The organism is Gammaproteobacteria bacterium (genome assembly GCA_016199745.1).
GTDB lineage: Bacteria > Pseudomonadota > Gammaproteobacteria > Acidiferrobacterales > Sulfurifustaceae > JACQFZ01.
The window spans coordinates 1-19,854 of the sequence record JACQFZ010000043.1; the positions used below are offsets into that span (position 1 = coordinate 1).

At 59.8% G+C, this 19,854-nt stretch carries 7 protein-coding genes; all 7 read right to left on the reverse strand.

The annotated features are described in order from the left end of the window. Nucleotides 1-198: 198 nt before the first annotated feature. On the reverse strand, nt 199-1,806 hold the full coding sequence (locus HY308_10240) for a GMC family oxidoreductase N-terminal domain-containing protein (protein ID MBI3898660.1): 1,608 nt from the start codon (nt 1,804-1,806) through the stop codon (nt 199-201). A 9-nt stretch (nt 1,807-1,815) separates the two neighbouring features. Further along, complete coding sequence (locus HY308_10245) at nt 1,816-6,399, reverse strand: amino acid adenylation domain-containing protein (protein ID MBI3898661.1); 4,584 nt, start codon at nt 6,397-6,399, stop codon at nt 1,816-1,818. An 83-nt stretch (nt 6,400-6,482) separates the two neighbouring features. Further along, nucleotides 6,483-6,950: a hypothetical protein gene (locus HY308_10250; GenBank protein ID MBI3898662.1), complete on the reverse strand. Its 468-nt coding sequence runs from the start codon at nt 6,948-6,950 to the stop codon at nt 6,483-6,485. 124 nt (nt 6,951-7,074) lie between these two features. Continuing rightward, a complete protein-coding gene (locus tag HY308_10255; GenBank protein ID MBI3898663.1) occupies nt 7,075-11,349 on the reverse strand; it encodes an amino acid adenylation domain-containing protein in 4,275 nt (1,424 codons plus the stop codon). Continuing rightward, a complete protein-coding gene (locus HY308_10260) occupies nt 11,346-18,899 on the reverse strand; it encodes an SDR family NAD(P)-dependent oxidoreductase (GenBank protein MBI3898664.1) in 7,554 nt (2,517 codons plus the stop codon). Before HY308_10260 ends, HY308_10255 begins: the two co-directional genes overlap by 4 nt. A gap of 2 nt (nt 18,900-18,901) precedes the next feature. Further along, on the reverse strand, nt 18,902-19,543 hold the full coding sequence (locus HY308_10265; GenBank protein ID MBI3898665.1) for a CatB-related O-acetyltransferase: 642 nt from the start codon (nt 19,541-19,543) through the stop codon (nt 18,902-18,904). Further along, complete coding sequence (locus HY308_10270) at nt 19,543-19,758, reverse strand: hypothetical protein (GenBank protein MBI3898666.1); 216 nt, start codon at nt 19,756-19,758, stop codon at nt 19,543-19,545. The genes HY308_10265 and HY308_10270 overlap by 1 nt, the downstream gene beginning before the upstream one ends. Nucleotides 19,759-19,854: the final 96 nt, after the last annotated feature.

The window sequence follows — 19,854 nt, forward strand, 5'->3', positions numbered from 1 at the left end:
ATGAAATGCTACAGATCTTGAGTCTGACCTTGTTCGAGCGAATGCCATTGGATCAGCTACTTAATAACATCATCACGGATGACATCCAGGCGCTTGCGGCTAATCAGCTGACTTTATTCGATTAACGTCCGGACACTACTGATCCTCAATAACTTTTAAGGTTGAGATTAAGCATGGTGAATATCTCGGCGGATTATCTCAACATCCGGGCGGATGTCGGCACAGCTGGGACGCAATCTTCTCCCCGATCATGATGCACGTAAGATTCGTCGGTGCGCTCGGGATCGTCGGCATGATCGACGCATCCGCCACCCACAGGTTATCTACGCCATAAACCCGCCCGCTTGCGTCAACCACGGCGCCGTCATCGGGAGAGCGGCCCATCTTTGCCGAGCCGCATAGGTGCGCGCTCGGTCGCACGAGGGTCGCGACTGCCTGTTGCAGCGCGACGTCGGAGTTAATCATGCCGTCGGTCCATGCAAGTACCCGATCGAAGCGGGAACAAAGCTCGCCATGCTGCAACAGCTGCCACGCCAGTCGTACCCCTTCCTTGAGCGGCGCGACATCGCTCGGCTCGCCGAGGCAATTGAGCGCGACCTGTGGCGACGCCCGCGGGTCCGCCGAGGTGAGACGAACCACGCCGCGAGAACTTGGCTTCATGAGAGTGACGAGCGCGCCGACGATCGTCGGCGCCTCCGAGATTGCGCGCAATTGCGGCAATAACGCATGCGCGTTCATGCTCGCCAGTACGCAGATCTCCATGTCATCCGCATAATGCGTCCGGCGAGAGGAGTAGCGCAGCAGCGTCTGCCGCGACGGCTCGCCCGGGATGCAAACATCCGGCTTCGGCACACCCCAAATGCCGACCGCGGGATGATCCATGAGCCCCGAGCCAACGCCGGGTAACGCCTGTCTGACCTCGATGCCCAGGGGTGCAAGCGCCGCCGGATCGCCGATACCGGAGCGCATCAGTATCGCCGGCGTGCCGACGGCACCGGCGCAGAGAATCACATTGCGCGCCAACAAACGTCGTGGGGTTCCGGCGACGTCAGCCTCGACACCGCCGCAGGTGTACCTACCGGACCAAAGAATCCGATGGACATGCGTGTCGGCGAGCAGCGTCAGATTCGAGCGGCGGCGTGCCGCTTCGAGATACGTCAACGCCGTCGACATCCGTACCCCATCGACGACATTCCTCGGAATAATGCCGACGCCGGGGGTCTGTGGATTGTTGAGATCCGACGTCTCGGGAAAACCGTGCGCGATACACGACGCCATCAGCGCTGCTTGCAACGGCCGCAGTTCGTCCTTGCGTTCGCGCCGTATCGGTATCGGTCCGCCGCGCCCATGCAGATCGTCCGGGCCCAACAGGTCATCCTCCAGCGCCCGGAAATAGCGTAAGCAATTTTCCCACCCCCACTGTACGCCGCATTCGGCCGCCCACTGATCGTAATCCTGTGGTGTCCCGCGCAATGCCTGGGCGGCATTGACCGCCGACGATCCACCGACCACCCTTCCTGGGTTATACCCGAAAACGCCGCTGCTACCACGCAGTCCGTGCGACGCCTGCGCGGTCGCAGCGCCCTTGATCGACGCACGTATATTCCAGTTCAGGCCGGGCGCTACCGCCGGCTGATTCGCATCGCGCATCGCCTGCAGCATCTCCGTCGTCACCGGCTGGTCCGGACCCGATTCCACCAACAACACGCGTCGTTCGCGATCCTCGCTCAAACGACTGGCGAGAACCGCTCCCGCGGAGCCGGCACCGACGATAAGAAAGTCAATGTCGTCGACAGAGGCCGTCATATGTTTTGATTAGCCATGCAGACTACGCCGAAGACGGAGCCAATATTCCGGCGGCGTCAGGTTAGCGAGTTTGCTCGCCTGGCCGCAGCGATCGAAGTACCCGGTATCGAGCGGATGCGCATGAAACATATGCTCCACCGCCGCGCCCAATGACCGGTCCGCAAACAGCATAGAAGCAAACCTTGCGCCCTCCCACGACAATCGGGCGGCAACTTCCCGGCACTTCGACTTCCATTCCGCGATTGAGATGCGAGATACAAGCTCCTTGTCGGCTAAAAGAATTTCCAGAATCGACGTAACGCTAAGCGGATTGTGATTATCGATATGGACAAGTCCACGGTAGTCGTCGCTAATGAGTGAGTTCTCGACCACTAGATACGCCAAGACATCCACCGGAACGCCGTAGAACAGCGAATCGCTCCAATCGGGCACCGAACCGGCGGCACACGCGGCACGCAACACATTCACGTAGGTGTCGTTGGGTTTTACCCGGCCGCTACGCGCCGACGGCAACGCATGCGAGCTTCGATAAATCTTTACGGGCAGTCCTCGCTCCACCGCGGTAAGGAATACCTGCTCAGCAGCCCACTTGGATTGCGCATAGCCAGTGAGCAATCCTTCCGAATCGGTATGTGCGCGCTCCTCGTGCAAGATCACCAGCTCACCGTTTCTATGGCGCCGGCATACGGTCATCGGCGAAACGAAAAAGACCGGCTTAGTCCATCGTTCGGTCGCGAGCTGCAACGCCCACACTGCGGAGCTCACGTTGGTTTTTCGATGAGCGGTGTAATGGGCAAGCACGTTGAGCGAGGCGCCCAAATGGTAGATGGAATCGACGGAGTCGCAGAGATCGCGCCACGTCGGTGGTTGCAGTCCCCATTGCGGCTCCGCCAAGTCACCACACACCGGTTGCACACGATCTCGCCACGATTGATCGACCTCAATACCGCACTGCTGCATCATGTCGAACAAACGTGCGGCACCCTCGGCGGCGTCGCGTGTCCGAACCAGGCAGTAAATTTTCGCCCGCGTGCGTGCCAACAACTCGGCCAACACGTGCGCGCCGATCCAGCCGGTCCCACCGGTCAACAAAATGTTTTGCGGCGCAGATGGTGGGCGGCGTGCAGCGCTACCATCAAGCGCAGCGACACGTGTAATCGCCGTAGCGATGTCCGCCAGCATAGTGTCACGATCGATCGACGCTATCTCTACCGTTGGCGACGCGTCACCCGGTATCGGTGTACCACGACGCCGATGTAACGCTGCCAACGATTCGATCGTGACGTTCTCGAATAACTCATGCATCTCGAGTCGGAACGACGGCAGCGCCGCGTTGATCTCTCGCACCAACTGCGTGGCCTGAATGGAATCGCCGCCGAACTCGAAGAAATTATCGGTCACGCCGATTTCAACCCCGCCGATGACGCGCGACCATATCGCGAGAATCGCGCGCTCCGCCTCGTCGCGCGGTGCCACGCATGCGCGCGTCGCGCTGTCCGGCTCCTCGACCGGCGGCAACGCACGGTAATCGATCTTGCCGTTGCCGGTTATCGGCAGGCGTTCGAGCGCCACCATCGCACGGGGCACCATGTACTCCGGCAAGCGCCGCGACAGATAATCCTTCAGCGCTTGCACATCCAGTCCGGTTTCGGTCGTTTCGATGTACGCCGTCAGCTGGCGCGTCCCAGCTCGCTCGGCATCGAACACAACGACACACTGCTTCACCTGCGGATGCTGGCGCAACACTGCTTCGATCTCGCCCAGCTCCACGCGATGTCCGCGTATTTTTACCCGACGATCGTTGCGCCCGACGATGATAACGTTGCCATCAGCCGCGTAACGTCCCAAATCGCCGGTGTCGTACAGGCGCTCCCCCGTTTGCGGATGCACGATGAAACGCGCGGCGGTGGCTTCGTCGTCGCACCAATACCCGCGCGCCAATCCGGCGCCGCCGATGAAAATCCGACCTGTAACATGATCAGGACACGGCCGCAGCGCCGCGTCGTACACCCAGAGCGTCTGATTCGGCAACGGTTTGCCGTACGGAATACTGGCCCAGTCGGGCGAGACGGTCTCGATCGGAAAATAATTCGACCAGATCGACGCCTCGGTTGCGCCACCGAGCGCAATCAGCGTTGCATCGGAATAGCGCGCGCGAATCCGCTGCGGCAGATCGAGCGGAATGAAATCGCCGCTCAGCAACACGGCACGCAGCGCCGTCATCTCGCGTCCGTCGTCGTGGAAGCTGTCGATCAGCATACGCATAAGTTGCGGCGTGGAATTCCACAACGTTACGCGCGACTGCGCAATTAGCGCGCACCAATGAAACGGATCATGCGCCTTGCGCGCATCGGGCAACACGAGTGCACCGCCGGCGGCGAGCGGACCGAAGCTGTCGTACACCGAAAGATCGAAACTGAGCGACGACACCGACAACACACGATCCTGCGCCGAGACGCCGAGCAAACGATTCACCTGCTCGATCGTGTTCATCGCCGCGCGATGTTCGATCATCACCCCTTTGGGAACGCCGGTCGTGCCGGACGTAAAAATGACATATGCCAGCCCATCGAGCGCGCCCTCGAGCGAGCGCCGATGCGCGGTGTCGAACTCGCCACGGCGGCTGCCATCGATCTCGAGCACGTCGCAACCTGCCGCGATCGCTACCGGGACCACTCCCGGCTGCGTCAGCAACTGCGCGATGCCGCCGAGGCGCAGCAGCTCTTGCTGGCGCCGCGCCGGCAAATCGGCATCGATCGGTAAATACGCGCCACCAGCGAGCAGCACGCCGTATACCGCGACCAGCTGCTCCCAACCTTTGCGCATCAACACCGCGACCGGTCGGTCGGCGCGCAGACCGTGGCGCATCAACCAATCGGCGACGGCAACGCTTTCGCCGAGCAACTCGCCGTACGTCATGGTGCGCGTGGGCGAAAAAATGGCCGGCGTCTGCGGCGCAGCGCGTGCGCGCGCGACAAATTCTCCCTGCAAGCGTTGCGACGGCAGCGCCGCCGATATCCGATCGATCGGCGCGCGCCGAAGTTGCATGTCCTCGGGCAACTCGACGATATCGCGGCACTGCCAAGCCGACGCATCCGCGCACAGCCGCTCGAGCGCGCGATTGTAAGCCGCGAACATCGCCTCCGGCACGCCATCGTCGAACACGGCATCGGCCACGTCCCAGATCAGTAACAGACCATCGCGCTGTTCCAACACATCGTGATCGAGCCACACCTGCGATGCCTGGCTGATGTTATAACCCATGCGCCCGAACTGCTCGGTGTCGGTAATCGCGTCGGCGTCGCTCCAGATCAGTCCGCTGGTGTAGACCACCGGCAGCGTCGCTTGCAACGGCGCGCCGTTACGTCTGGCCCATTCGCGCATGACGGTCACGCCACTCAGCTGAGCGTAATCGAGGTCGGTCAGAAACTGCTGCTGTAAGCGTTGCGCGAATTCGACGAACGTCAGTCGCGGGTCGCGCCGGTCCACCTCCAGCATCAGCGTCGACGTGAACTCGCCAAGCACGCGGTTCACGTCGGGATGCAGCTGCCGGCGCAGCCCGCTCGTGACGTTCAGCGTGAAATGCGCACTCTGACTCCAACGCGCTAGCACTTCCGCGTATAGCGCCATCACCAAATTCGACGGCGTGAGCCCACGCGCCCGCGCCTCGACCTTGAGCGTATTCCAGCGCGTCTTATCGAGCAGCCGTTCATGCCGGTGAAAGCGCGGCGATCGGCGCGCGGCGGGATCGGTGCGCAACGGCAGCGCCGGCGCGGGCGGAAGCGAGTCGATGCGCGCCATCCAGTAATTCTGCGCGCGGCGATACGCCGCCGAGTCGTGCAGCACCTGCTCCGCCAACACGTAATCGCGAAACGAAAACTCAAGCGCCGGCGGCTGATACCGCGGTTGTTCATAAAACTGATGCCATTCGCGCAGAAACAACGATAGGCTCCACACGTCAAGCATCAGGAGATCGACACTGAGATGCAAACGCACGCGCTCGTCCGGCAACAGGGTCGCGCGGATCTCGAACAGCGGCCAACGATCCGGTCGAAAAACTTGGTGCGACAGCGCCGCGCGCACTGCCACGGTCGCCTGTTCGATGTGCGCAGATATGGCTCGACGCTGATCGCCGACCTCGATCCGATAGCGCGGCACCTCGGGCAACACACGCTGCAGGCCGGTACTGTCGACTACCGCGCGCAGCATGTCGTGGCGCTCGATCACGCGGCACAACGCATCGTTGAGGCGCTCGATATCCAGCGCGGCGCAATCGAACTCGACATAGAAATGTGTCGCGACATCGCCCATTTCGATCGCACCATCGCGCCCGAGCCAATAGGCGTGCTGTAGATCGGTGAGCGGAAATGGTTGAAAGCGATTGGCGGCGTCGGGAGTCCATGCGCCCGACGCCTCTTCCGCGTCCGACGTCTGTGCGCGCAACAATTCCAGAAGCTCGGACTTGTGCAACTGCAACGCATGACGCAGTTCGTCGTTCAACACACCCACGGGCGCCTGGATGCGCAACTCGTCCCGTTCCAGGCGAAGTTTCACACCCAGCTGGTTCAGTTCCGTAAGAAATTGTTCCATCATTGATTCAATCCGATGACCAGTTCATTTTCGTTACGCGAGCACCAGCGTTGCAGCACTCGCGGCGGCGCTCTGACGGACGATGATCAGACCGCCGATGTGCCGACGACATTGGCATCGATGTCGAACCCGGATCGCGGCTCCCTGGCCCAACGTATCGCGATCAGTGTTACCCAGACTCCGAGCGCATGATGCGCAAAATCCGGCAAGTAGAGCACGAGCGGTTTATCTCCGAGTAACAGGTGCCTGACGTTGTGCGCGCCGACAATCAGCGTGAAACCAACGGTCAGTCCCACTGCCGCCCACCGAAACCAGTACCCTTTCACGGTGAGGGCCAACATGGGTGCGAAAACATACAATGCCAACAGCAGCGCCAGTGGGCCGCGCATATCGAAAAATTTCTTCTTCAACAACAGCAGTTGCCATGGCGTCAAATCTATCGCGGCAACGATCATCATTATTTCCGTAAGAAATATCGACAGGACCGCCAGGAACATCATGGTCCAGCCTTGTGCGATAAGTTTTTCAGTAGACTCGTGCTCGGTATCCTTCATGGTGTTGCGCCTCGCTATTGACCTAGGGAACCTCAGATGTATTCATACTTGTAGCGTGCGCCATGCGCACGATTAAGATGATCCGTGCGCATAGCGCACGCGACGTGAATTATTCAGGGCTTCCCTAGCCACAGTCGATCGCCTGCGGAAACCGTTTTCGTTCGAGGTGTGATCGTACGACGGCGGCGACGGTATCGACGTTGCTCTCACTCAACACGGTGTAGTGCGTGCCCGGTACGCGCGCGCAATGCACCGCCCCTGACGTAAAACCCAACCAGCCCCAGTCTTCCGCCGTCAAGCTCGGATGATCGGAAAACTCACCGACGCTGCCATCGGCGGCGCGCAACACGCTGATGTCGGCGGTGATGGGCGTGGGCCGGTAACGACGCGCGGCGCGAACCGTGCGCGTAAAAATCGCCAGCATGTACACCAGCTGCTGCGAATCGAGATTGGCGTGAATGGATCGATGCGCGCGCATGAGGTCGAGTGCTAGTACCAGCGCTCGCTCGGGTTCTACCTCGACGTCTTCGCGTCGTAGGCAGCTCACGTCGATGCCAACGTCGAAATCTTCGAGGAACCAGCGCAACAAGGTGACATTGTCGACCGGCCCATCTTGCATCGGTGCGGCGGCGTCGATCATCACCACACGCTCCACCTCTTCGCCGGTGCTTTCGAGCTGACGCGCCATCTCGAAAGCAATCGCGCCGCCACTCGACCAACCGCCAAGCAGATACGGACCTCGCGGCCGCCGCTTTCGTATCGCCGCCAGATACAACGCCGCCATCTGTTCGATGCTCTCGAGCGGCGGCTGTTCGCCGAAAAGCCCGGGCGCTTGCAGGCCGTAGAACGGTCGATCGAGCTTCTGTGCCAACCCCCGATAACACAGCACGTTGCCGCCGGCTGGGTGCACGAAAAAGCACGGCGCGCCCTCGCCCGTCGTGCGCAGCGGCACCAGCGGCGACCAGGTCGCTTGCTTTTGCAATCTGCGCGCAAGCGTCTCGATGGTTCCGTCCTCGAGCAACAGGCCCAACGGCAAACGTCGCCCGCATTCCTGTTCGATGCGCGTCATCACGCGCACGGCGGCGAACGACTGGCCGCCGAGGTCGAAGAAGTCGTCGTGTACGCCGACAGGCTTGACCGCGAGCACCTCTTGCCAAATCGCAGCGAGTTTCCGTTCGGTGTCGTTGCGCGGCGCAACGAATTCGCGCTTCGCCTGTCCAGCGGGTCCGAGTTTAGCGAGCGCCGCGCGATCCACTTTTCCGTTCGCCGTCAGTGGCAACTGCGCCAACGGCACGATGTGTGACGGCAGCATGTAGGCGGGGAGCTTCGTGCGGAGATAACGTTGCAACGCGTCCTTCATCTCTACCCATGCTCCAGAAGGAATCGCGTTTTCCCTGGCGGGAAGAGCGTGCAGCGAAAGACTCGCGCGAGAACCGGCGTCGGCAACAACGAAGGCAACGAGCTGCTTTCCCACCGGCGTGACGCTAACGATGACCGCCGCCGCCTGTACTTGGGAATGCTGAACCAATACCGCTTCGATCTCCCCAAGCTCAACGCGATAACCCTGAATCTTCACCTGCAAATCAGCACGGCCGAGGAATTCGATGTTGCCGTCCGGCAGATAGCGACCGAGGTCACCCGTGCGGTAGAGCCGTTCGCCGGTGCGCGGGTGGGGCACGAAAACAGCGTCGGTTTTTTGCGGGTCACCCCAATATCCCAGGGCCAGACCGCGGCCACCTATATATAGGTATCCAGGCGCCCAAATTGGTGCATCCTCGCCGTTCTCGTCCAAGACATGCCAGGTCTGGTTGGCCAACGGTTTACCGTAGGGAATGCTGACCCAGGAGGAATCGACGTGCTCGATCGGATAATAAATCGACCAGATCGACGCCTCGGTGGCGCCGCCCAAGCTCACGATACGCGCGTTCGGCGCGACGCGTTTGATCTGCGCCGGCAACGCGACCGGGATCCAGTCGCCGCTCAACATAACGAGTCGCAACGACGGTAATTGCGCCCCGACAATCGCCGCGGCGTCGACCAGCAGTTGCATTAACGCCGGCACGGAGTTCCACACCGTCACTGCGTGTTGCTGGATCGAATCGATCCACCTGGCAGGCTCCGGTTCAGGCGTGGTGGATGGCAGCACGAGCGTGGCACCTGCGGCGGCGGCACCGAAAAGATCGTAGACGGAGAGATCGAAGCAGAGCGAGGAGACGCCGAATATCACGTCGTCCTTCGTCACACCGAAACGACGATTGATGTCGAGCACGGTATTGAGCGCACCACCGTGGTCGATCATCACACCCTTGGGCACGCCGGTGGAGCCGGACGTGTAGATGATGTAGGCCAGGTCGGTTGCTCGCCGCGTCGCTAGAAGCGGCGCGTCAGCGAATGGCGAGCGCTCGATATCGTCGACGTAGACGGCTCGAACGTCACGATGGCCCTCCTCACTCCCGCCTCTCGCCGTGGGAAAAGAATCAAGGATGACGGAAACGGTTTGCAAACGCCGACTCGTCACTACCGCGCGCGCGTCGATGTTCTTCAACACGAAGTGCACACGCTCCGCCGGCCAGTGCGGATCGATCGGCACATAGGCCGCGCCGACGGCGAGGATGCCGAAAACCGCCACCGCTTGCTCGCTGCCCTTTTCGAGCAAAATGGCAATGCGCTCGCCCGGTTGTGCGCCTGCTTGCTTCAAACATTGGGCGAGACGGTTGGCGGCGGCGTATAGCTCGGCGTACGTCAGCGTGCGCTCATCGGTGATGACTGCCGGTCTCTCGGGGAAACCATCGGCGCTGGTCGAGAGTCCTTGTGTCAACAATGCCTCGTAGAGCGGGTACGAGGTCTCGTTGATCCGGGCGCGCTGGTCGCGCTGCGCGCTCGGCAGCAGATCGAACGATGACCGCCGCCACGCCGCTTCGTCGTCGGCGAGTTTTGCGAGCAGCGTTTCGTAACCGTGCTGCATCGCGTCGATCAACCCAGACGGGAAACACGCTTCGATCGCATCCCAACTGACCAGCAACGATCCGTCCGGAACCTCCCAGAACTGATAATCCAGCAGCACCTGCGACGTCTCGAGGCAACTGAAATAAAATTCCTCCCACTCCTTGATGAATAATCCGCTGCCGACCACGAACGGACACGGCGCGCGTCCTGGCGTCTTCTGCGCTTGATTGAGCGCCTGCAACACCTTCATGCCGCTCCAATACAGATGCCGCATATCGGTCGTGAGTCGCGTCTGCAGGCGCTGTGCCCGCTGGTGAAACGTCTCGTGTGCGCGCCAATCGACTTCCAGCGGATAGAGTGACGCGAAGTTGCCGTAAACCTCCATGATCTGCGGATGCATCGGAAAACGATGCGTCACCATGTGGTTGAACAGGAAATGGCGCGATCCACTCCAACTCGAGATAATTTCGGCGTACACCGCCGTCAACGCGTTACTCGGCGTGATGCCGAATCGATAGGCAAACTGTTTGAACCGCGCCCACTGCGACGCCGGCAACCTGAGCTTGCGGCAACTCAAAAAAGATCGCCGGCGTGCAACGTGACCGGCGGCGAGCGGTATCGATGGCGGACCCGGTAGCGCGGCGAGGCGCTCCTCCCAATAGCGCCGCGATGCCTGACCGAGCAGCGATGCCTCGAGTCGCGCCAACGCCAACACACAATCGCGGAATGCCAGGCTCAATTCCGGCAACGGCCGCGGGCGGCGATAACATTCCATTATCGTCGCGAACAATTTCATCGTGCCGTAACCGTCACCGAAAAAATTATTGTGATTGATATGCAACCGCACGCGCGCGCCGGCGTAGCGGCTGACGCGAAAATCCTCCGACGGCCAGCGATCGAGCGGCAGGATTTCGCGCGACATCGCGTCGCGCGTCTTCAGCAATGCCGTCTGCGCTTCGTCAGCGGTGAGATGGCGCAGATCGTCGACCTTGAGCTTCAACGGCTGCCATACGAGCGGCACTTGTAGCTGCAAATCCGGCCGCAGCAGCGGAAGATTGTGCCGCTGCTGATATAGCACCGCGTTCAACGTCGCTTCGAAGCGCTCGACGTCCAACTCCGCGAAATCATTCTCGATATAAAAATGCGGGCGCACGTAATACTCCATGTCCTCGTTCTGCCCGACGAGAAAACTTGCCTGCAAATCCGCCATGAGAAACGGCTCGTACCATCGCGCGGGATCGGGGACAATCGACGGGATCGCCTCGTCGATCGACTCGGCGTCGCGATGTTGCTTCAACCACTCGATCAGCACCGACTTGTGTTCGGCGATATGGGCGCGCAGCGTTTCGTTGACGCTGCCTTTGGGCGCGCTTACCGAGAGCCGGTCGTCCGTGGCTAAACGCAGCTGCACGCCAGCCTTCGTCAATTCGCTAAGCAGAGTATCGAGACTCACAGAATAAATTCCTCGTTCTCGGTACCCTGTTCGACGGCAACCGCGCTCGTGATCCGGTTCAACACGCAGTGACGATAAATCAGATCAACCACATCGGTCCCGGTCGATCCGCCGATAAGCAGGTGAATCGGGATATCGACGCCAAGATCCGCCAGCAAACGATTGCGCAACTGCACCGCCATCAACGAATCCAGGCCCAGCTGATTGAGGCGCCATTGCCCAAACACCGGCGCCAACTCCGCGTGTCTGGCATTGCTCAATTTCAATATCGTTACTACTAAGTGCAGCAGACGATTTAGGATATGCGCTTTGGCAGCGCCGTGTTCCATGTTGCCGAGTTGCTCCCGGGATACCGGTTGATCGGCAACGATGTCAACTTGCACTGATGCTGCATCAACACGACCGACCTCGGACAACAATGCGTACGGCTCAACGCGTGTGGCGGCGGCAACGCGTGTCCAATCGACATCGAATACGCCAATCTGCGCTACGTCGGAATGCAGCGCCGCCGCCAATGCCCGCAGTCCGGCTTGCATCGAGAGGCCGCGCACGCCTTGTGCGGCGAAACGATCTATCAGACCGCGGCGCGCGGCCATACCGATATCGGACCATGGCCCCCAATTAATGCTGAGCGCCTTCATTCCCAACGCGCGACGATACTCGGCTAACGTATCGAGGAAGGAATTGGCGACAACGTAGTTCGCCTGACCGGGCGAACCGATCAACGACGCCATCGATGAAAACAACACGAAGAAATCGAGAGTCGTGTTGCTTGTAATGGTGTGCAGATTCCAGGCACCGCGCACCTTGGCGTCCATGACACTGCGGAAACGCGACCAATCGAGTTGCTCCAGTACCGCGTCGTCCGTTATGCCGGCGGCGTGAATTATTCCTCGCAACGGCGGCAAATTTTGCGCAACGTGCGCAAACACGCGCGCCACTCCCGCCAAGTCGCTCACGTCGACCATCAACGCTTCGACGTGCGCGCCAGCTGCACGCAATAACGCCAATTCCGTTTCGATATCCGGTAGTAAGCGGCGACCCAGCAATACCAGTGAGCGTGCCCCTTGCGCCACCAACCACTGCGCGACCGCCAGACCGAGACCGCGCAAACCGCCGGTAATAAGATAGGTTGCATCACGCCGAACGATCGACGCGTGGGTGGTTTCACAACACATCAACTTTTTAAGCTGAGCCGAGTACCAACGCTCGCCGCGCTGTACGATTTGCCCGACACCGGACAACTGTGCCGCCGCCGTCAACAGCGTCTCAAGTGAATCGTCCCGGCGCGCCGGATCCAAATCGACTTGTAAACACTTCAGTTGCGGATATTCGACGATGATGGCTTTGGTCAACCCCGTCAGCGGGCTTTGCGCTAAACCGCTCTCGCTCATCGCGTTCGCAATACGAAGCGCATGGCGGGTAACAATGACGATCTGCGGCCGATCCACTGCGCTTACCCGCAGAAAGTGCTGCAACGATTGAAACGCGATTTCGGCGACGCGATACACCCGCTCCACATCCGCTTCTTCCTGCACCTCGACAAACGAAGCGCCATCGAGCAACAGTCCATTAACAGCGATGTCCTCGGCGCGCAATGTATCGAAAAGCCGCTGCCAATCGCGGCTCACACCAACATCCAGCACGAACGAGCTGGGACCGATGCGCGAAAATGCCGCACTTGCGTACGCGGCGATCACCTCCTTACCCAACTTGCCAAATTGCACCTGCCACTCACGCACCTGTTCATCATTCGCGACGACTATCAACCATCGTTCCGGCGTCGCACGCGTGAACATCGTTGATACCTTGGGTGTCGCAAGCGGCACCCATTCGATGCCATAGAAATTCGGTAGCTGCTCTTGCGCAGCGGCAATTACCGCGTGCGGCGTTTCGATAAACTGCATGCCTTCGATAACGACGAGCGCTTCCCCTGCTTCATCGAACAGCGTCAAATCGGATTCATAGTGACTAGATGTCGCGCCGGTGCGCCATATCATTCGGCACCAAAACGCGCGCGGCAAACGGGAACGGATCGTCAGTTTGCGTGTACCGACCGGCAGCAGCGCGTACTCTCCTCGCGGATCTTGCTGGCGCTCTAGGGCGAACGACAACAGCGCGTGCGTGCAGGCATCGAGCACGCACGGATGCAAAACGAATCGATCGTTTTCCGTTGCCGTGCTCTCGATCCAGGCGAGCGCTTCCTGCTCGTGCCGCCATAGTCGTTTGAGACCGCGGAAGACCGGTCCGAATTCGAACCCTAAACCGGATAGGCGCTCGTAATATCCATCGAGCGCATACTCCGACCAGCGCTGGGTCACTTGTGCCGGCGTCAATCGTTCCACGACAGGAAGTTGCGCTACTGCCGATGCCGTCGCGCAGAAACGTTCTTTCCAATCGTTGCCGTTCACGACGCGGCCGAAACAACGGATATGAAACCTTTCGTTACCAACGTTTTCGACGATGGTCTGCGTCTCCAGCGCGTCCTGATCGCGTATCGTTATCGCTTCCTTGAAGGCGATACCCTCCAAGACCCAGCCAGCCGGCCTAGTGTTACAAACCTCCTCGACCGCGGCACACAGCCATTCCACGATCGCCGCACCGGGCAACACCGGCGTTCCAAATACGCGATGCTGAGAAACGAAATCGGGATTCTCTTGCGTCAGCAGGCTGCGGAAATAATATCTACCGGGAAGGTCGACCAAATCGAGCCCTCGGCCGAGCAAAGGATGGAGATTGTCCGAAAGATTGGAAACAGCGAACGACGCCAACTCGTGACGCGGTTTGTACCAATAACGATGCACCTCAAATGGATAATGCGGCAGCGAAACCGGCTTCGGGGGCTTATAGTCATTCCCTTGTCGGGCTTGGTACCAACGCTTCCAGTCGATCGTTCCTCCGGACACGTACCACTGCGCCAGACCCGTCAGGAACTCAGCCTCGTCATCGCGCACATCGACCGGCGTGCGCCGTAGGCTGTGCAACCACGTCGCGTTCGGCGTCATCTTCTGTCCAAACGCGCTCAGTACCGGATGTGGTCCGACCTCGACGAACACGCGACAACCCGCATCGGCGAGCGTGCGTAACCCGCGAGCGAATTGCACCGGCGCCATGACGTGCCTGACCCAATAATCCGGTGTAGCGATCTCGCCGCCGGCGATGTCTCCGGATACGTTCGAGATCACGTGAATCGTCGGTGGTGAATACGTGATCTCACGCGCCACGCGTGCGAACTCATCGAGCATGGGTGTCATCAGTGGCGAATGAAACGCGCGATTGACATGCAGCGGCGTAACGACCACGTTGCATTCACCGCTTGGGGTCATCCAGGGTGCGAGCCACGCGTGCAGTGCAGCCTCGTCGCCGGAAAGCACAACGTCCTCGGGGCTGTTGCGCGCCGCGATAGCGCATCGGTCGGGCGGTTGCGACTCGAACGCCTTCGATAGATTCGAAATCGTTGCCGCCGCTCCTCGAACAGCGACCATCACCCCCGCTGGCACACGCTCCTGCATGAGACGGCCACGGTGCACGACCAGTTTCAGCGCATCCTCTAGGCTAAACACCCCAGCGATGCAGGCCGCAACGTATTCGCCGAGGCTGTGTCCGATGAGATAATCCGGTCGCAAGCCGCCACTTTGCCAGAGCGCAGCGAGTGCATAATCAATGGAGAATAACGCGGGCTGGGCATGAACCGTCTGATCGAGTTCCGCGGTCTGGTCCGCGTCACTATATATAAGGTGTGCAATCGGCGACCGACCCGCTAAATCCCGAAGGATTTCATCGCAGCGGTCGAGCACGGCGCGAAAACCGGCATGGTTTTGGTACAGCCCCTGCGCCATGCGCCAATATTGCGCGCCTTGACCGGTGCACAAGAATGCCACCTTCCCTTCAGGGGGCTGCGCAACGAATGAGGTGCGAACCTCGGCTACGCTCTCGCCTCGTCCCACGCGCTGCAGCAAAATCGCTGCTTCGTTCGGCGAGCGCAGTAACATCGCCAGGCGATACGCATGATGCGTGCGGCGTGCCGCGGCGGTATAACAAAATTCCTCAACGGAAATTCGCCCGACGTTAGCATTCAGATACTTGGCCGCAGCCGCCGCCGATTCGCGCAACGCATTTTTGCTTTTAGCCGACAGCGTCAGCACATGCCACGAGACCGTGTGCACTTGTCTCGTCGACACATCGTCAATCGCCTCCTGAAGGACGATATGGGCATTGGTCCCACCAAAGCCGAACGAGCTTACGCCCGCTAGACGCGGACCTTCGCTATTCCATGATTGCAACACGGTTGGAATCGCCATACGACTTCCGCTTAGCGAGATCAAGGGATTTAACTGTTGCAGATGTAAATTCGCCGGGATTTCTTTGTGTCGTAGCATCAGTACGGTCTTGATCAGCCCGGCGACACCGGCGGCGGACTCCAGATGGCCGATGTTCGTTTTCACCGAACCGAGCCACAGTGGCGACGATCCCGAAGCACCGTATACATGTTTCAATGCGTTAACTTCGATGGAATCACCGAGGTGCGTCCCGGTACCGTGTGCTTCGATGTAGCTGATTTGTTGCGGCACCACGTTCGCCGCCGCGAGCGCTTGGCGAATGACGGCTTGTTGGGCTTCGCCATTTGGAGCGGTCAGTCCGTTGCTTTTTCCGTCCTGGTTCACGGCGGAACCCGCAATCAGCGCGAGAATGCGATCGTTGTCGCGCATCGCGTCTGAACGCCGCTTCAATATCAGCACCCCGCAACCTTCACCGCGTACGTAGCCATTAGCGCTCGCGTCGAAGGTCTTACATCGACCCTCTGGTGACATCATGCTCGCCTGGGAAAGCACGACGGTGATCTCCGGCACCAACAGCAGATTAATTCCGCCGACGATGGCCACGTCGCTCTCCCCGGCCAGCAAGCTCGCGCGCGCCTGATGAACCGCAACCAACGACGACGAACAAGCCGTGTTCACCGCCCAGCTCGGGCCTCTCAGGTCGAAGCAATAAGAAATGCGATTGGCCGTGATGCTCAGGGAGTTTCCGGTCCCGGCATAAGCATCGGTGCCAACACCATGGCGCAGTTGCAACTGCCAGTAGTCATACGTACTCACGCCGATGAACACGCCCGTGCGGCTGCCGGCTAGGTTTTCAATCGGGATATTGGCGTCTTCGAGCGCGTGCCACGTCAGCGACAGCAGCAACCGCTGCTGCGGATCCATGCTCTGCGTCTCGCGCGGCGAGATCCCGAAAAACTCGGGATCGAACTCATCGATGCCGTCGATAAACCCGCCCCATCGGGTGTTCATCTTGCCAGCCGGTAGGTTGGTATCGGCGGCATAATAGTTTTGCGCCGGCCAGCGCGCGCTGGGAACTTCGCGAATGGCATCCGTACCGGTCTCAAGCAAGTGCCAGAAGGCATCGACGGAGTCCGCGCCGGGAAAACGACACGCCATACCGACGATCGCGATGGGCTCCGTCGGCCGCGCCGGATTCGATGAAAGCGTCGGTTCCGAACGGGACGGATTGCCCGACAGATGCCGCGCGAGCGCATGCGTATTGGGGTAATCGTAGAACAACGTCGGCTCCACCGACTGTCGCCGCCAAGACGACAGCTCAGCAGCAAGCGCCGACAATTCCAATGAGTTCAGACCGAAGTGGGTAAACGGCTGGTCGAGCGGGATATTCGAGGCGTCGCGTTCGGTGTCGAGATTCTTCTGACGCGCGATCGAGTGACGAATCCACGCGACGGCTTCTTCATAAGAAATGGCATGACGTTCATTCCCAACGTCGATCGTCCAGTCGACGTCAGCGCCGCTCGGTGCAAACGCCGCGACCGGTTTGGACCACACATGCAACGGTTGGCGGCGACCGCGTAGATAATCCTGCTTGCACGCTTGGCGCTGAATCTTGCCGCTCGATGTAACGGGCACAGTAGCCGGCTTCAGCAACTGAACCGCATGGACGTCGATACCATGTTGCTCCGCCACGGCGTCACGAATGGCACGCACGACTTCTTCCGGATCGAGATGCTTACGTTGCGAGCGGCGAATCTCTTGGACGATGACGAGTCTTTCCTGATCGTGCGCGTCCACTGAAAACGCCGCGCCGTGCCCTACCTTCAGCGCGGGATGCGCTCGAAACACGGTCTGCTCGATATCCTGGGGGTAATAGTTGCGACCACGAACGATGATGAGGTCTTTGAGACGACCCGTGACGTAGAGCTCGCCTTGATGCAATGCGCCGAGATCGCCAGTGCGTAGAAATGGACCCTGACCATCGGCGAGACATGCCCGAAACGCGCTCCGGGTATTTTCCGGCTGTCCCCAATAGCCAGCGGCCACTGCCGGACCGCGCACCCAGATTTCTCCAACCTCTCCATCGGAACAGGCACGACCCGTGTTAGGTTCCGCGATCGTCACCTCGAGACCCGGCCATATTTTTCCGCAACTAACGACAGAACGAGTTCGTGCATTCGCGTTCGACGTAGGCACGAATCGATGATGTTCCAACGCTGCGGCGTCAACGTCGTAAACGGAAACATCGCTGAACCGGCGATGATAAGAAACACCGAGCGTCGCTTCCGCCAGGCCATAACAGGGATTCATCGCTTCGGGGCGGAAACCGCAGGATGCGAAACGACGCGTGAAGCTGGCGATGGTCGACGCGCGAACCGGTTCGGCGCCGTTCACGGCGATGTTCCATGACGACAGATCTAATATTTCTCGATCTGTCTCTTCGCGTGCCGCGGCGCATAGGTCGTAGGCGAAATTCGGCGCATACGTTATGGTGCCTCGATAACGACTGATCGCCGACAACCACCGCAACGGCTTCTGTAAGAATGCGATCGCTGTCATCAGCACGATGGTGGCACCGACGGAAAGCGGCTCAAGGATGGCGCCGATCAATCCCATGTCGTGGTACAACGGCAACCAAGTGACGAAGACATCGCGCTCATGCGCCTGCCAACCAGCATGCAAATAGCGGCAATGCGCCCATAGATTGCCGTGCGTCACCCTTATACCGCGCGGGTTCATGGTCGATCCGGAGGTGTATTGCAGGTACGCGAGCGCGTCGGGAAACAGCGCGGGCTGAACCCATGCCGATTCCGACAAATCGCCCAACGGGTCTATCATAATCAGCGGGTAATCGCGTCCGCTGGGAAGATAGCGCGCTAATCGGGCTCGTATAGTCGATTGCGCCGTGGCTTCGACTACCGCCGCTTTGGCGCCACAATCGGCGAGAATGTGTCCGATGCGCTCGGCGTGGATATTGTTCGGCGGCGGATAAGCAGGAATCGGAACCGCGTTTGCGTACAAGCACCCCAAAAAAGCCGCGACATAAGATGGACCGGAGGGCAATAACAGCAGTACGCGTTGATCAACTAGTCCGTCCACCTGAAGTCGCGCCGCAAACGCGCGGGCACGTCGATCGAGTTCTTCGTAACTGAGGCGGCTGGTTTCCCGCTCGCCGTCGTCGAGGAATATCAACGCCTCATGCGTCGGCGCCGTTATCGCCCGATGACGAATAAGCTCCACCAACGAGACGAAATTTGTTGGGTCGATCACGGTTAGTCTGCTCCTTCGAGTGCGACGATGTCCGCTCCACAGATCGCTCGCAGGTTGCGTGTGATTTTCCCCACGTCCCAGTTCCACCACTGTAAAGCGCGTAGACGTTCGATCGTAGGTTGATCGAAACGATAACGAATGACCCGAGCTGGATTACCCCCGACCACGGCATAAGGCGGCACATCGTTGGTGACGACCGCAGCGGTCGCGACAATGGCGCCGTCCCCGATCGTCACGCCCGGCATGACGATAGCGCCGTAACCCATCCATACGTCGTGACCGACCACGGTGTCGCCCTTGATGGGTCGTTCGAGCGGGACCCTGCTCCGCGCCGGTTCCCACCCACCGCCAAACATTGGAAACGGATACGTGGTCAACAAGTTCGTCGGATGATTGCCGCCGTTCATGATGAAGCGCACCTCGGCGGCGATAGAGCAGAACTTGCCGATAATCAACCGGTCGCCGATGAAATCGAAGTGATAAAGCACGTTGGCCTCGAAACGCTCGGGACCGAGCGGATCGTCGTAGTACGTGTAATCACCGACGATGATATTGGGTCGCGTGATAAACGCTTTGAGAAAACCGGTACGCACGACGCCAGCCATAGGATATCGCGCATCAGGTGACGGACCGTGATTGAGCATTATAATTTTCCTACGCTTTCACGAATTTTGTTTGCCTCGCTGGCAAATCGCTGCGTCGCCTCCTCCGCCAAACGCTGCTGCGGATCCATCCAATGCACCTCGCGCGGCGAGATGCCGAAGAATGCGGCGTCAAACTTATCGGCATCGGCGACGAATCCGCCCCAGATGATCACGTCTTTAGGACGGCCCGTGACATAGAACTCGCCCTGGTACAACGCCTTGATCGCATGATGGCGAACAAGCTCAACTAAAAAACTGTGATGGAAACGTCCCGGAGGTTACTTTCTCATTGATAGAAAAGTTAAGCTTTG

Coding starts and splice junctions, on each gene's coding strand:
- HY308_10240 (MBI3898660.1), bottom strand. CDS start 1,806: ATGACGGCCTCTGTCGACGACATTGACTTTCTTATCGTCGGTGCCGGC.
- HY308_10245 (MBI3898661.1), bottom strand. CDS start 6,399: ATGATGGAACAATTTCTTACGGAACTGAACCAGCTGGGTGTGAAACTT.
- HY308_10250 (MBI3898662.1), bottom strand. CDS start 6,950: ATGAAGGATACCGAGCACGAGTCTACTGAAAAACTTATCGCACAAGGC.
- HY308_10265 (MBI3898665.1), bottom strand. CDS start 19,543: ATGCTCAATCACGGTCCGTCACCTGATGCGCGATATCCTATGGCTGGC.